Here is a 15,127-nt window from a genome sequence, read left to right on the forward strand (position 1 = left end):
AATTTCCCACCTCGATACAGTGCTTTGGCTGACGACATGGGGGGTGCCAGTGGTCCAGGCTGCACCCGGATATCCATGCAAGGTGCTGGGGTATGGCTTCTCGTGGCGGAACTGCCGGGGTATGCGGGCGCGGGCCGATGGCGCCGGAGGCGCGCAAACCCCGCCTGTTCGACGAAGTTCGCCGCTGCTTGCGGGTGCGGCACTACAGTCTGGCGACCGAGAAGTGCTACCTGCAATGGCTGCGCCGGTTCATCCTGGCCAACGGCAAGCGCCATCCCCGGGAGCTGGGCAAGGCCGAGGTCGAGGCCTTCCTGTCCGGCCTGGCGGTCGCGGGCAAGGTGGCGCCAAGCACCCAGAACCAGGCGCTGGCGGCGCTGCTGTTCGTTTACCGGCATGTGCTGGAACTGGATCTGCCCTGGCTGGACGGCGTGGTGCGGGCGCGCAGCCGGCAGCGGGTGCCGACGGTGCTGGCGCGCAGCGAGGTCGGGGCGCTGCTGCTGGCGATGGACGGCCGACCGTGGCTGCTGGCCAGCCTGCTCTACGGCACCGGCATGCGGCTGATGGAGTGCCTGCGCCTACGGATCAAGGACGTCGACTTTGCCCGCCACGAGATCACGGTGCGCCAGGGCAAGGGCGGCAAGGACCGGCACACCGTGCTGCCGGCCACGCTGGTGCCGGCCCTGCACCTGGAAGTCCAGCGCGCGCTGCGCCTGCATGGCCACGACCTGGCGCGCGGGCTGGGCGAGGCAGCCCTGCCGCACGCGCTGGCGCGCAAATACCTTGGCGCCGCTCGCGAACCCGGTTGGCAGTTCGTGTTTCCCTCCGCCCGGCTGTCGCGCGATCCGCTCGACGGCACGCTGCGCCGCCACCATGTCGACGCCGCGGTTCTGGCGCGGGCCCTGCGCAAGGCCTGTCGCGCCGCCAACCTCGTCAAGCACGTCAGCGCGCACACGCTTCGGCACAGCTTTGCCACCCACCTGCTCGAGGATGGCTACGACATCCGCACCGTGCAGGAGCTGCTTGGCCACAGCGATGTGGGCACCACCCAGATCTACACGCACGTGCTCAACCGGGGCGGGCGCGGGGTGGTGAGCCCACTGGATCGCACCAGCAGGCCTCTTTCACATTCGTCGGCTTGACAGACCTTTCGTGGCCTAGACACTATATGTCATGTGGATCGTCATGGAGCGCCCTCAAGCCGACAAGGTCCTGTCATCCGGTCGCGTGCCGATCGACATTCTGAAGCGCTACGAAAAGTGGAAGGACATTGCGATGCTCTCGGGGCCGCAGGGGCTGCGAGCCATCAGGGGTTTCCGGGACGAAGCCCTGTTGGGCGAGTGGCGGGGCTTCCGCTCCTCCCGCCTCAACGAGAAGTGGCGGGTGATCTACGGCGTTCAGGCCGAAGTGCTTGTCGTCGAAGTGGTCAGGCTCGCCGCGCATGACTACCGGAGGAAGTGATATGGCCAGATTGATTCCTGCAAGACGCCGCGTCGAGGTCACACCAGGTGAGTCGCTGCGGATCATCCGGGAACTTCAGGAGCTCAGCCAGACACAACTGTCGGCGTTGTGCGGCATTCCACAAACCACGATCTCGAGCATCGAGAACGGCCGGGTGAACCTGGGGGTGGAACGCGCCAAGGTGCTGGCCAGGGCGTTGCGCTGCCATCCGGCGGTGCTGGTGTTCCCCGGGTGGCAGGTGGATTCTGCTGCTTGAGGGTGCTTGCGCTATTGGCGTCAGAGCACGCTTTCCCCGTGGCAGCTCCGGCAAGCGCGGTGGACCACGGTGCAAAACGTGGTCTGACCCCTGGCGGCTAAGACATCCGCACGGTGCAGGAACTGCTCGGCCACGCCGACGCGTCGCCCACGCAGATCTACACGCATGTGCTCGATCGCGGCGGGCGCGGGGTGCGCAGTCCGCTGGACGGGGTGTCCCCGATGCCCTCGGTCCCAGCCTGTTGAGCGGGTGGAGGTCCGGCTTCGCTCGCTTGCCCTCTCCCCCGGCCCCTCCCCCGCAGGCGGGGGAGGGGAGAAGTGGGGTGCTCCGGCGGGTCGGGGCAGCGCCCGTCCCCGGTGGGCGGTGTGCAGCCGCTGAAGCCTGCGCGTGGTGGGATGCGGTGTCGGCCCTCGCAGCGCACGCCGTGGGCGGATCAGCCGGGGCTGCCGAGCAGCCGGCTAGCCATCCGCCGCAGCGAGTCGTCGAAGCCGGCGTCGTCGGCGACCTGGCGCAGCGGCCACCAGGCCAGGTCGTTGGATTCCGGGCCGACCACGAAGTCCTCGCCGGCGGTGGCCTGGACCAGGAAGCGGACGTCGTAGTGCCAGTGGCCGGGTTCGCTGCCGCGTTCGGGGATCCAGTGGCGGTCGAGGTCGAGCAGGCCGGGGTGCAGGTGCAGGCCGGCCAGGCCGGTTTCCTCCTCGGCCTCGCGCAGGGCGACGCGGGCCAGGTCGGCATCGCCGTCGGCGTGGCCGCCGGGTTGCAGCCAGCGGCCCAGCTTGCGGTGGTGGGTGAGCAGGGTGCGCTGGCCGTCGGCGCTGACCACCAGGGCCGAGCCGGTGAAGTGGCCCTGGGCCGGGCAGCGCGCGAAGGCGCCAGCGTCGGCGGCTGCCAGGCGCGTACGAAACAGGGCGACGGTGTCGGCGGCCCCGGGGTGGCGGGCGGCGAAGGCGGCGAGCTCGCTGGCGAAATCGAAAGGAGGCATGGGGTTGGGACGGGGCTTGATGGGGACCGGGGACCGGGGACCGGGGACCGGGTGGAGCGTTGCGCATTCTGGCGTGGGGCGGTGGGTTGCGGGAAGGTCGGACAGGCCGCGGGTAGGGCGCGCGGCGGCGCTGGTGCGCGCCAGAATTCGTGCGGCGCAGCAGGGGTCGGGTTTGGCGGGTGGGGGCTGGCGGCCGTACACTCCGGCGACTTCTGGGGAGGACCGGATGCGCAAGCCCACGCTGTTGCAGGCCCTGGTGCCGCTGTTCGTTCTTGTGGTTCTGCTGGTGCTGTCGGTGCGGCTGTTCGGCGACGGGTCTTCGGGCGGGCCGAACCAGATCGCCCTGCTGATGGCGGCCGGCGCGGCCATGCTGGTGGCCCTGCGCAACGGCCTGCGCTATGCCGACATGCAGCTTGCGGTGGTCAAGGGCGTGTCGCTGACGACCACGGCGATCTTCATCCTGCTGGCGGTCGGCGCGCTGATCGGCGCCTGGATCCTCTCCGGCACGGTGCCGGCGCTGATCTACTACGGCATGAAGCTGCTGCACCCGAGCTGGTTCTACCCGGCGGTGTGCCTGATCTGCGCCCTGGTCGCGCTGTCGATCGGCAGTTCCTGGACGGTCGCCGGCACCATCGGCGTGGCCCTGATGGGCGTCGCCCTGGGCCTGGGCCTGGACCCGGCGATCGCCGCCGGCGCGGTGATCTCCGGCGCCTACTTCGGCGACAAGATGTCGCCGCTGTCGGACACCACCAACCTGGCGCCGGCCTCGGCGGGCAGCGAGCTGTTCAGCCATATCCGGCACATGACCTGGACCACCCTGCCCGGCTTCGCGGCGGCCCTGCTGATCTTCACCGGCATCGGCCTCAGCCAGGCCGGCCAGGGCGACACCGGCGCGCTGGAGCCGCTGCTGGCGGCGCTGGACGCGCGCTTCGACATCGGCGTGCACCTGCTGCTGCCGCTGCTGGTGCTGCTGGTGATGGCGGTGCGCAAGGTGCCGGCGTTCCCGACCATCGCCATCGGCGCCCTGCTCGGCGCGGTGTTCGCGGTGCTGTTCCAGCGCGAGGCGGTGCTGGCCCTGGCCGGCGTCAACAGCGACAACACCGCCCTGCAACTGGTCGGCGGCGCCTGGCGCTCGCTGTTCGACGGCTATTCGGCCGACTCCGGCGATTCGATGCTGGACAGCCTGCTCAACCGCGGCGGCATGGCCAGCATGCTGCCGACCATCTGGCTGATCGTCTGCGCGATGGCGTTCGGCGCCTGCATGGAGCGCGCCGGCCTGCTCGACCGCATCGTCGAGTCGATCCTGCGCGCGGTGCGCGGCCCGGGCTCGCTGGTGGTGGCCACCATCCTGACCGCGATCGGCGTCAACGTGATCGCCTCCGACCAGTACATCGCCATCGTCCTGCCCGGCCGCCTGTACCGCCTGGAGTTCGACCGTCAGGGCCTGGAGCCGGTCAACCTGTCGCGCGCCATCGAGGACGGCGGCACCCTGACCTCGGCCCTGGTGCCCTGGAACACCTGCGGCGCCTACATGGCGGCGACCCTGGGCGTGGCGACGCTGGACTACCTGCCGTACGCCTTCTTCAACTGGATCACGCCGATCATCGCCATGGCCATGGCCGTGGTCGGCTACAAGCTGCTGCGCAAGCCGGTGGCGGTGCGGGCCTGAGCCCGCCCTGCCCCTTCCTGCGCATGCGTCGTCGTCCCCTCCTTTTTCGGCACACCTGACTGGCATGGACAAGAACTCGATCCACGGCATGTGGTCCTCGCGCATGGCCTTCGTGCTGGCCGCCACCGGCTCGGCGGTGGGCCTGGGCAACATCTGGCGCTTCCCCTACATGACCTCGGACAACGGCGGCAGCGCCTTCGTCCTGGTCTACCTGGCCTGCATCGCCCTGGTCGGCCTGCCGATCCTGATGGCCGAGATCCTGATCGGCCGGCGCGGCCGGATGAGCCCGATCAACAGCCTGGCCAAGGTGACCGCGGATTCCGGCGCCCGCCGTGGCTGGGTGGGCCTGGGCTGGATCGGCATCATCGCCGGCATCCTGATCCTGAGCTTCTACAGCGTGGTCGCGGGCTGGACGCTGTCGTACACATGGTCGTACCTGGGGCAGCTGTTCGGCGGCGAACGGATCACCGACCCGGGCGCCACCTTCGGCGGTCTGCTGGGCGATGCCTGGGCGCTGACCGGCTGGCACGGCCTGTTCATGGTGATGACCCTGGCGGTGGTCGCGCTCGGCGTCGAGAAGGGGCTGGAGCGCGCGGTCAAGGTGCTGATGCCGGCCCTGTTCGTGCTGCTGCTGGTGCTGGTCGGCTACGGTCTCACCACCGGCCACTTCGGCACCGCGCTGGGCTTTTTGTTCAAGCCGGACTTCTCGGAGATCGACGGCGGCGTGTTCCTGGCGGCGATGGGCCAGGCGTTCTTCAGCCTCAGCCTGGGCATGTGCACGATGATGGCCTACGGCGCCTACCTGCCGCGCGGCATCTCGATCCCGCGCATCGGCGTCACCGTGGCGCTGGCCGACACCGGCGTCGCCCTGCTCGCCGGCATGGCGATCTTCCCGATCGTGATCGCCTTCGGCATCAATCCGGCCGGTGGCGGACCGGGCCTGATCTTCACCTCGCTGCCGCTGGCCTTCAACACCATGCCGCTGGGCCTGCTGTACGGCCTGCTGTTCTTCCTGCTGCTGTCGTTCGCTGCCTGGACCTCGTCGATCTCGCTGATGGAGCCGGCCACCGCCTTCCTGGTCGAGCGCACCCGGATGACCCGGCGCCAGGCGGCGCTCGGCATCGGCCTTTTGTGCTGGGTGCTGGGCCTGGCCTCGGTGCTGGGCTTCAACCACTGGTCGCACGTGCGCCTGTGGGGTCTGGAGATCATGGACTTCGTGGCCAAGGTCGCCAACGACATCATGCTGCCGCTGGGCGGCCTGCTGATCGCGCTGTTTGCCGGCTGGGCGGTACGTACCAGCCTGCTGCGCGAGGAACTGCCGGAGCTGTCCGACGGCCTGTTCACCGCCTGGCGCTGGCTGCTGCGCGTGGTCTCGCCGGCCCTGGTGGTGATCGTCCTGGTGCGCGCCTTCCTGTAAGCCGCACGGCCAGCAGCGGCGACTCGCGTCGCGCGCTCTGGCACCCGCGATCGCCGAAGCACAGCACGTCTCCCCTCTCCTACCTGCTGGGAGGGGCGACGGAAAGGAGCCCCCGGCCAGCGCGCAGCACTGGCCGTCGACGGTGCGGATCACGGCAAGCCCCGGCCCTCTCCCCCGGCCCCTCCCCCGCAGGCGGGGGAGGGGAGAAGTGCGGCGTCGTCGCACGGGCGGCACGCGCTTGGCAGAGGGCTGAGCGACGACGCTGATCAGGCCTGCCTGAGCGAGAGCGGAGCAGGGCGCGCCTCACCCATCGATCCCGCTGTCCCGATCCGTCTTCCCGATCCGTCTTCCCGATCCGTCTTCCCGATCCGTCTTCCCGATCCGTCTTCCCGATTCGTCTTCCCGATTCGTCTTCCCGATTCGTCTTCCCGATTCGTCTTCCCGATTCGTCTTCCCGATTCGTCTTCCCGATCCGTCTTCCCGATCCGTCTTTCCGATCCGTCTTCCCGATTCGTCTTCCCGATTCGTCTTCCCGATTCGTCTTCCCGATCCGTCTTCCCGATCCGTCTTCCCGATCCGTCTTCCCGATCCGTCTTCCCGATCCGTCTTCCCGATCCGTCTTCCCGATCCGTCGTACCGATCCGTCGTACCGATGCTAGGTCGCGATCCGGGAACGCTGCACTTCGTCACCGGACTCGCCGCGGCACAGCACTTCTCCCCTCCCCCGCCTGCGGGGGAGGGGCGGGGGAGAGGGCTGCCGCAGGCAGCGCGTGAGGTCGGGGCTTGCCGAGTTCCGCGGGGTTCGCAGCGACCAGGCCGTCGCCCGCCCTGAACACCCGCCTGGGGTTTCGCGTCGTGATGCCCGGCTGCCGCGACAGACCTACTGCGCGCCCGCCGCGCCGGGATGTCGTGCCAGCAGGTCCAGCGTGCGCCGGCTGTAGGGGTGCTCCGAACCCCACTCGGATTCGAAGACTGCGGCAACGCGGCGCAGCTGTGCGAGGCCGCCGTCGCGGTCGCCGGCGGCGATCCGCGCCATGGCTTCAGCGCGGTCGATCTCGTGCAGGGCGGGATGGTTGTCGGGATAGATGCCCTCGCGCAGCTCGCGCAGCGTCGGCACCAGGGCCAGCGCCTCCGCGCCGCGGTCCAGCTCGGCCAGCGCCTCGACCAGGACGATGGCGGCGATGCCGGCCTCCCGCTCGGGCACCGACGCCTGCGCCTGGGCGAGGGCCAGCGTCTCGCGCGCCAGGGCCTCCGCCTCCAGCGCCCTGCCCTGCTCCAGCAGCGCCAGGGCCAGCCAGCCCTGCGCGCCCAGGGTCTGCGGATGCTCGGGGCCGTTCAGCGCGCGACTGTCGGCGATCACCTGGCGGCGCACCTGTTCGGCCTGCGCCGGTCGTCCGGCGGCATCCAGGTCGTCGGCGTAGTTGCCCAGGATCAGCAAGGTCTGCGGATGCGGACCCGGAAAGGCACCGCGCAGAAGGGCCAGCGCCTCCTCCCGGTGGGCGATCGCCGTGGCGGCATCGTTGTCCTTGTAAGCCTGGCTGCCCAGGTTGTTGAGCACCACCGCCAGGCCTTCGACCGGCTGCGGCTGCATGCCCCGCAGGATCGCCAGGCTGCGCCGGTAGTGGCGCTGGGCGGCCTCGAAATCCTGCAGGTTGGCGCTGGTGGTGCCCAGCAGGTTCTCGAGCTGCGCCGCCAGCTCGTCGTCGTCGTCGACGATCACCGCGAGCGCCCGTTCCAACTGGTCGCGGGCCTCGGCGAAGCGACCGCGACCGGACAGCATGTGGGCAGCCTGCACGCGCACGGAGGCGAGCAGCGCGGCATCGCGCGGTGGCGCGCCCTCGAGCAGCTCGATGGCCCGTTTGGCCTGCGCCTGCGCCGGCGCCAGCAGTCCCAGGCCGTGGTAGCTGCGCGCCAGGGTCTGGTGCATCCGGGCGCGCAGCACCGGCTGGTCGTCCAAGCGTTCGGCCAGGTTGGCCGATGCCCGGTCCAGCAGTTCGGCGACGGTCACCTCGCGGCCGCTGCGCGCCGGGTCGGGTGCCGCCAGCACCTCCAGCAGGAAGTCGTTGAGGCGGTCGCTGCGCTCGCGTTCCTGGGCGGCCAGTGCCGCCTGGGCGCGTGCGTCGCGGGCCTGCAGGAACGACACGGTGGCGCTGCCGGCCAGGGCCAGCGCCACCGCCATGCCGGCCGCCACCGCCAGCCGGTGGCGAACGACGAACTTCCAGGCGCGGTAGCCGCGGCCGGCGGCACGCGCCTGCACCGGCCGCCCGGCCAGGTACCGGCGCAGATCGGCGGCGAACGCCGGGCAGTCCTGGTAGCGGTCGGCAGGCCGGGTCGCCAGGGCCTTGAGCAGCACATGGTCGAGATCGCGCGGCAGGCGCACGCCTTGGCCGGCGGCGATGCGGCTGGGCAGACCGGCTTCGCGGGTCGGGCTGCCGGTGCGCCGGCTGCCGGCGGCGAACGGCAGCGCACCGGTGAGCAGCTCATGGGCGATCGCGCCCAGCGACCAGATGTCGCTGGCGACGCCGACCGGCTCACCGGCGAGCTGCTCGGGGCTGGCATAGTCGGGCGTCATCGGCGCGACGCCGGCGACGGTCAGGCCGGGCTCGGCCTCGTCGAGCAGCTTGGCGATGCCGAAGTCGAGCAGGTGCGGGTCGCCGGCGTCGTCGACCAGGATGTTGGCGGGCTTGAGGTCGCGGTGCACGACCAGCCGGGCATGCGCGAACGCCACCGCCTCGACGACCTTCAGCAGCAGCTGCACCCGGGCACGCGGCGTCAGGGACCGGCTGCGGCACCACAGGTCCAGCGGCTGGCCGTCGATGTAGTCCATGGCCACCCAGGGCACGCCTTGGCCGTCGTGGCCGGCATCGACCAGGCGGGCGATGTTCGGATGCGCGAGCCCGGCCAGCAGCCGGCGCTCGCGCGCGAAGCGGTCGGCCTCGGCGGTCAGGCCCGGGCGCAGGAACTTGATCGCCACCCGTGCCTGGTACAGGTCGTCGTCGCGCCGGCCCAACCAGACCTCGCCCATGCCGCCGCGGCCGAGCAAGGCCTCCAGGCGCCATGCGCCGATGCGCTCGCCGGCGCGATCGCTGGCCGGCTGCGGTTCCAGGAAGCCGTCGGCGCGGTCATCGGCGGCCAGCAGGGATTCCAGCTCCCGGCGCAGCGCGGCGTCGCCTGCGGCGAGCCGGTCCAGGCAGGCCTCGCGCTCGCCGGCCGGCACGGTTAGCGCCTGTGCCAGCAGGTCCAGCACCCGACCCGGTTCCCCGCCTGCGCTCATGGTGCCCCGGCGGGCGGAGCGCCTTCCAGCGCCCGGTACAGCCAGGCGCGCGCGGCGCGGAAGTCGCGGTCCAGGGTGGCACGCGAGGCGCCCAGCAACTCGCCGATGGCGGCGAATTCCAATCCCGCGAACACCCGCAGCTCGACCACCCGGGCCTTGCGCGGATCGATCGCCTCCAGTCCGGCCAGCGCCTGGTCGAGCGCCAGCAAGTCGATGTCCGGGCCCGGCGTCGCCAGGCCCAGGGCGCTGAGCGTCACCCGCTCGCCGCCATCGCGCTTCTCGGCCTTGCGCGCCCGCGCGTGGTCGACCAGCACCTGGCGCATCACCCGCCCGGCCAGGGCCAGCAGGTGGTCGCGGTCGCGCAGCGGCGTGGCGACGCCGCCGAGCAGGCGCAGCCAGGCCTCGTGCACCAGGGCGGTGGGCTGCCAGGTGGCGACGCCGTCGCGCTCGCGCCGCAATTGCCGCCCTGCCAGCGCCCGCAATTGCGCGTAGACCTGCGGCCACAGCGCGTCCAGCGCCCCGGGCTCGCCGGCCTGCCAGCGCCGGACCAGCGCGGTGACGGATGACTCGGTGTCCAAGATCGTGCGCCCCCCTGCGCGCGGCCCGCAAATGATAGCCGCGCACCTGCGCTGAGACATTGACGGCCGTCTCTGCGCAGTACCCGGTGGACGGTCGCGGCTCCCTCCACGACCGCCCCGCCCGGCCGTCCCTCCAGGCGGCCGGGCACCTCCCTTCACTTCAGGCAGCTCGGAGCCTTCGCCATGCAGCGCACCCGTATCCTTCCCCTGACCCTTGCCCTCGCCACCCTGCTCGGCGCCGGCGACCTGCTCGCCAGCGAGCGCGGCGGCGTCCTCGGTCGCCTCGGCGGCGGCGGCAACAGCGACCGCGGCCTGGCGGTCAGCGCCGGCGTCGATGCCGTGCGCGGCCTGACCCTCACCGATGCCCAGCTCGCCGAGCTCGGCGCACAGGCCGCCGAGGTCTTCGACCGTGAGAACCGCGTCGCCCCGGCCAACCACCCGCAGGCCCAGCGACTGGCCCGGCTGACCGCCGGCCACCTGGCCGAGCACGGCCTGGCGCTCAACTTCAAGGTCTACCTGGACGACACCCTGAACGCCTTCGCCCTGCCGGACGGCTCGATCCGCTTCTACGCCGGCCTGATGACGCTGCTGAACGACGACGAGCTGCGCTTCGTGATCGGCCACGAGATCGCCCACGTCCAGCAGGGCCATGCCAAGGGCCGCTTCCGCACCGCCTACCTGGCGCAGGCCGCGCGCAAGGGCGTCGCCAGCCAGGGCAACACCGCCGGCGCACTGGCCGCGTCCGACCTGGGCGGCGTGCTCGAGGAGCTGTTCAAGGCCCAGTACTCGCAGCGCAACGAGCTGGCCGCCGATGCCGAGGGCCTGGCCTTCCTGCGCCGCCACGGCCACGCCGACGCCGCCGCGGTGAGCGCCCTGGAGAAGCTGGCCGGCCACGGTGGCCGCGGCACTGACGCCTTCTCCAGCCACCCCGACGCCGACCGCCGCGCCCAGCGCATGCAGCGCCAGGTGGCGCGGCGATGAGTCACCGCTCTGTCCGCAGTAGCACTAAGACGACCACCAAGGACCACACACGATGAGCACCCGGACACTAAGCGCACCCTGGCACAGACTCCTCTGCGCTGGCTTCGCGACGCTCCTTGCCCTTCCCGGCGCAGTGCTGGCAACACCCTCCATCGAGCACGGCCGCCTGGACTTCTACACAAGAAACGGCGCCAGAGCCCAGGAAGACGGCACCATCATTGACCAAAATGGACGACAGGTTTTCCTGCTTCCCCTCAAGGAAATGCTGTCAACCAGGAACGGGGAGCGCGAGCCCTACGATGCGTCGGGAGTCTCGACCAGCCACCTGGACGCACTCGCTGAGGAGGCGGGGCTTGCAGCTGCCCAGGTTGCCCAGCTCTCGGATGAACTGGCTGCAGCATTCCTGGATGATCGTCAATTCGTGGCGCTTGCCAGCCGCACGAAGTCGGGCGATCTCATTCCCGATCGCCTGCTGGACTTCAGCGGCATCTGGGCAGACAGCACCTCCGGCTTCACCCTGCTGCCCTGGGGCGTACAGGCGGTGGCTGGCGGTCAGCCAAGCACGCGTACACACACCCTCTACGTCATCGATTCGGGCGTGCATAACCACGACTCTCTGCATCTGGAAAAGCAGGATCGACTCGCCGTCCTCGGACTTCCTGTCGTGACGGTCTGCAACGCCGCGCCCGAGTACGCACATGGCACTCACATCGCTGGGATCATTGCAGGTCTGGGATCACCGGGCGGAGTCACCGGAGTGCGCCCCAATGCTCGGATCGTCTCGATCAACGTCGCGTTGCCTGACATCTGCAAAGCCACCACCGCATCGGTCGTGGCTGGCCTGGAGATGGCGAGAAAACAAATACTGCTTAGTGCGGCTCAGCCAAGGACTGCTGTTGTGAACCTGTCGATCAATCCTGATCGGGAGCAGGACCCAGCGGGTGCTGGCCTCATCGACAACGCAATGCGCAACGTTGCGTTCCCCGCTACAGCGTATCCAGGTGCATTCATTGCCCAATCTGCCGGAAATCATGGCAATGACGCCTGCCAACACGCTTATCGTCCACCCAACACCAACTGGGCTCTGGACAACGACGGGATCATGGTCGTGGCAGCGATCGACCGGAATGGGCAGGCGGCACGACCGCTCTGGCACCAGAACCCTCCGCTGCAGGGCTTTCATATCCCACGCTTTGGTGGACAGGGCACAGAGAGCGAAACAGGCAACAACGGTGGTCTGTGTGTCGATACGATGGCACCGGGCGTGGACGTGGTGTCGACGTGGAGCGGGAACACACTGTCCAGGTCCTCGGGCACCTCTTTCGCCGCACCGCACGTTGCCGCACTTGCCCTGTATGCACTGGAGTCGGGCCTGGCGGCCACGCCAGCCGCCGTCGAGCAATGGCTGAGGGGCAACCACAGGTTCCTCTACGGCTCGAACCTCGTCATCCCCGCACTGCAGTGGGGCGTGTTCCTCACCAAGCCCAGCATCGTTTTCTATACGAAGCTGGAGGAGCGCAACGACGCCGGCGATGTCGGCTACCTGTCGACGGCTGCTTGGCACAAGTCGGAAGAGGTACATGCCACTTCCCCCGCCAGTTTCCGGACGTTCTCCGACAGTTATCTGACGGTCGGTTTTGCGGTCGACGACGCTACCGGCCTCCTGCCCTGCACGGCTCGCGTGTTCAGAAACGGCGTGTTGGCCCAGCCGGGTGCTTTGCCGCCACCGACGGTGTACGCGAATGGCAGCACAGGTCGCTGGGACGTCGCAGCCAGCCATTGGCTGCAACTGGAAGGCAGCACCATCCGGCTTCAGGTCGACTGTCCATCTGGAACGGGAGGCTGGTGGCCTGATGGCCAGTCCAGCGTGACCGTCGAACTGCAGACCACGCCAAAACCCGTCTGGCATGCTGCGGCACCGAGCACCGGAGGAGGACAACTGCTCCTGTCGCGACGCGCTTCGCCCACTCATCCGGCCTTTTCGGGCACTCCGGACGTTCACTGGACCACCGCTTCGCCTTGGCTGGAACAAGGCTTCTCAGCCCCCGGCGCCCACTCCTGCCAGCGGAAAAGCTATCGCATTCCGTCCAATCCCGACTTCTATGGCGCTGCCGACCTGCTTTACCAGTATGCCGTCCAGGGCGCGTTCCAGCCGGTGGTCCGTTACGAGCCGATGCCCGACCAGGCAACAGGCCTGCCGGGACTGGGCGCGCCCTGGATCGGGAGAGGTTACCGCTGGCTTGTGACCTGCTGGAACGACGTCACCGGCCACCACCCGCAGGCGACCAGCATCAGAAGCGTCGAGATGACCGGCAAGCGCAATTGACTTCTCGCGACCCGCACACGTGCCGTGCCCGACATCCGGGCCCGCCAAGCCGGTGCCCAACGAGGCACCGGCTCGCACTGAAGGTCTGCGCGAGCCACCGGCCCCGCCGGGGACGTTTCCCCGTCCTGCGATAGCAAGGGTGGGCCACCCCGGTCTGGACTCGCAACGGTCGCCGCAGAGCGGCGACCGTTGATTTTCCGTTCGATCAGCCGCCCTGCTGCCTGTTGCTGGGGATCTGCCCCGCCGCCAGGCGCGCCCGGTAGCTGGCCAGCTCGCGCTTGACCACCGGCATCAGCAGGTAGACGCCGATCAGGTTGGGGATGGCCATGATGAACAGCAGGGCATCGGCGATGTCGACGATGCTGCCCAGCTGCATGGTGCAGCCGACAACGGCCATGGCCAGGTAGAAGAACTTGAAGCCGTACAGGGCGACCTTGGACTCGTTGGCCAGGAAGCTGCACGCCTTGGCGCCGTAGTAGGCCCAGGTGATCATCGTCGAGAACGCGAACAGGAACACCGCCACGGTCAGCACGTAGGGGAACCAGCCGATCACCGAGGCGAAGGCGTTGCTGGTGAGCTGCACGCCGTCGGCGCCGCCGATCGTGTGCTGGTTGGTGATGATGATGACCAGGGCGGTCATCGTGCAGATCACCACGGTGTCGACGAACGGCTCCCACAGGGCGACGAAGCCCTCGGTCACCGGCTCGCGGGTCTTCACGGCGGAATGGGCGATCGGCGAGGAGCCCAGGCCCGCCTCGTTGGAGAAGGCGGCGCGCCGGAAGCCGACGATCAGGGCGCCGATCACGCCGCCCTGCACGCCCTCGGCGGTGAAGGCGCCGGCGAGGATGGCGCCGAACGCGCCCGGGATCTGGCCGGCGTTGGTGAACAGCACGAACAGCGCGGCGAGGATGTAGATCGCCGCCATGCCGGGCACGAGCTTCGCCGTCACCGCGCCGATCCGGCTGATGCCGCCGATCACGACGATGCCGGCCAGGGTGGCGATGACGATGCCGAACAGCCAGCCGCGGCCGGCCAGCGGGCCCTCGGCGCCGCCGGTGACGTTGAGCAGCTGCGAGTAGGCCTGGTTGGCCTGGAACATCGAGCCGGCGCCGATCGCGCCGGCCATGGCGCAGAACGCGAAGATCACCGCCAGCACCAGGCCGAAGCGCTTGAGCGCGGGGTAGTTCCGGCCCAGGCCGCGGCTGAGGTAGTACATCGGGCCACCGGAAACGGTGCCGTCCGGCTTTTCCAGCCGGTACATGACGCCCAGCGTGCATTCCACGAACTTGGTCGACATGCCGAGCACGCCGGCCAGGATCATCCAGAAGGTCGCGCCCGGTCCGCCGATGGTGATCGCCACCGCGACACCGGCGATGTTGCCCAGGCCCACCGTGCCCGACACCGCCGAGGTCAGCGCCTGGAAATGGGTGACCTCGCCGGGCGCCTTCGGGTCGTTCCAGTCGCCGCGGATCAGCCGGAAGCCGTGCCCGAAGCCGCGGATATTGATGAAGCCGAAGTAGAAGGTGAACACCAGCGCGCCCAGGATCAGCCAGCCGACGATCAGCGGGAACATCACCGGCTCGGCATCGGTGCCGCCGACCCGCACCGCGTAGAAGATCGCGCCGGAGATGGCGTCGGCCACCGGTCGTACCACGGCGTCGATGCGTTCGTCCAGGCTTCGCACGGCGGCCGACGTGGCGACCTCGGCGGGCTCGACGCCCTCGACGGGCACGCCGTCCTGGGCGAGGGCTGCGCCCGGCAGTACGAGCACGGACAGCAGCAGGGCGAACAGGCGGATCAGGGTCATCGGCTTCCTCCCGGAAAGGGGGGCAGTCTAGCCCGGATTTCCCGCGCCGCGCCGTCGCCAGGGCGCCGGGAGCGTGTCGTGGCACGGCAGACGGACACCGTGGCGGCGATCTGATGGGTGGCGCATCTCAGGCGGGCTCCAGCGCCCGGCGGCCACCAAACTGTCTGGCGCCTGGCGCCCCTGCGACAGCACCGCGCTTCTCCCCGCCCCCGCTTGCCAGGCGCGTGCCGTCGGTGCGACGGCACCCCACTTCTCCTCTCCCCCGCCTGCGGGGACGGGCGGGGGAAAGGGCTGCCCCGGCCAGCACGCGCCGCCGGGCGGCAAAGATGCAGATCATGGCCAGCCCCGACCCTCTCCCCCGGCCCCTCTCCCAGGGGGA

General features: G+C 69.9%; 11 protein-coding genes and 1 pseudogene. 8 read left to right on the forward strand and 4 right to left on the reverse strand.

Translation table 11 applies throughout. The features are described 5' to 3' along the window. Positions 1-137: 137 nt before the first annotated feature. The 4 genes and pseudogenes from KF823_02685 to KF823_02700 all read left to right on the forward strand — a co-directional run bounded on the left by KF823_02685 (position 138) and on the right by KF823_02700 (position 1,959). Positions 138-1,139: an integron integrase gene (locus KF823_02685; protein ID MBX3724807.1), complete on the forward strand. Its 1,002-nt coding sequence runs from the start codon at positions 138-140 to the stop codon at positions 1,137-1,139. A gap of 31 nt (positions 1,140-1,170) precedes the next feature. Continuing rightward, positions 1,171-1,458, forward strand: coding sequence for a type II toxin-antitoxin system mRNA interferase toxin, RelE/StbE family (locus KF823_02690; protein ID MBX3724808.1), 288 nt, complete (start codon positions 1,171-1,173; stop codon positions 1,456-1,458). A 1-nt stretch (position 1,459) separates the two neighbouring features. Further along, on the forward strand, positions 1,460-1,714 hold the full coding sequence (locus KF823_02695) for a helix-turn-helix transcriptional regulator (protein ID MBX3724809.1): 255 nt from the start codon (positions 1,460-1,462) through the stop codon (positions 1,712-1,714). 95 nt (positions 1,715-1,809) lie between these two features. Next, positions 1,810-1,959 (forward strand): annotated as a pseudogene (locus KF823_02700) (tyrosine-type recombinase/integrase). 188 nt (positions 1,960-2,147) lie between these two features. Here the strand turns inward: KF823_02700 and KF823_02705 are convergent. After that, entirely contained in the window at positions 2,148-2,696 is a 549-nt protein-coding gene (locus KF823_02705; GenBank protein ID MBX3724810.1) for an NUDIX hydrolase, read from the reverse strand. 226 nt (positions 2,697-2,922) lie between these two features. Here KF823_02705 and nhaC point away from each other — a divergent pair, with 226 nt between their 5' ends. Then, positions 2,923-4,365, forward strand: coding sequence for a Na+/H+ antiporter NhaC (nhaC, locus tag KF823_02710; GenBank protein MBX3724811.1), 1,443 nt, complete (start codon positions 2,923-2,925; stop codon positions 4,363-4,365). Positions 4,366-4,429: 64 nt separating this feature from the next. Further along, positions 4,430-5,782 (forward strand): sodium-dependent transporter, encoded by a 1,353-nt coding sequence (locus KF823_02715; GenBank protein MBX3724812.1) that lies wholly within the window; start codon positions 4,430-4,432, stop codon positions 5,780-5,782. An 880-nt stretch (positions 5,783-6,662) separates the two neighbouring features. On the opposite strand, the gene KF823_02720 is transcribed toward KF823_02715, so the two are convergent. Both KF823_02720 and KF823_02725 read right to left on the reverse strand, forming a co-directional pair. Continuing rightward, positions 6,663-9,056, reverse strand: a complete 2,394-nt coding sequence (locus tag KF823_02720) for a serine/threonine protein kinase (protein ID MBX3724813.1) — start codon at positions 9,054-9,056, stop codon at positions 6,663-6,665. Continuing rightward, the gene (locus KF823_02725) at positions 9,053-9,634 is read right to left on the reverse strand and encodes a hypothetical protein (GenBank protein MBX3724814.1); all 582 of its coding nucleotides are present in this window, start codon (positions 9,632-9,634) and stop codon (positions 9,053-9,055) included. The genes KF823_02720 and KF823_02725 overlap by 4 nt, the downstream gene beginning before the upstream one ends. 183 nt (positions 9,635-9,817) lie before the next feature. On the opposite strand from KF823_02725, the gene KF823_02730 reads away from it, so the two are divergent. Both KF823_02730 and KF823_02735 read left to right on the forward strand, forming a co-directional pair. After that, positions 9,818-10,615 (forward strand): M48 family metalloprotease, encoded by a 798-nt coding sequence (locus KF823_02730; protein ID MBX3724815.1) that lies wholly within the window; start codon positions 9,818-9,820, stop codon positions 10,613-10,615. A 52-nt stretch (positions 10,616-10,667) separates the two neighbouring features. Continuing rightward, positions 10,668-12,941, forward strand: coding sequence for a S8 family serine peptidase (locus KF823_02735; GenBank protein ID MBX3724816.1), 2,274 nt, complete (start codon positions 10,668-10,670; stop codon positions 12,939-12,941). Between the two features lie 205 nt (positions 12,942-13,146). Here the strand turns inward: KF823_02735 and KF823_02740 are convergent, their stop codons facing one another. After that, positions 13,147-14,748: an alanine:cation symporter family protein gene (locus KF823_02740; protein MBX3724817.1), complete on the reverse strand. Its 1,602-nt coding sequence runs from the start codon at positions 14,746-14,748 to the stop codon at positions 13,147-13,149. Positions 14,749-15,127 lie beyond the last annotated feature (379 nt).

The organism is Lysobacterales bacterium (genome assembly GCA_019634735.1).
Lineage (GTDB): Bacteria > Pseudomonadota > Gammaproteobacteria > Xanthomonadales > UBA2363 > Pseudofulvimonas.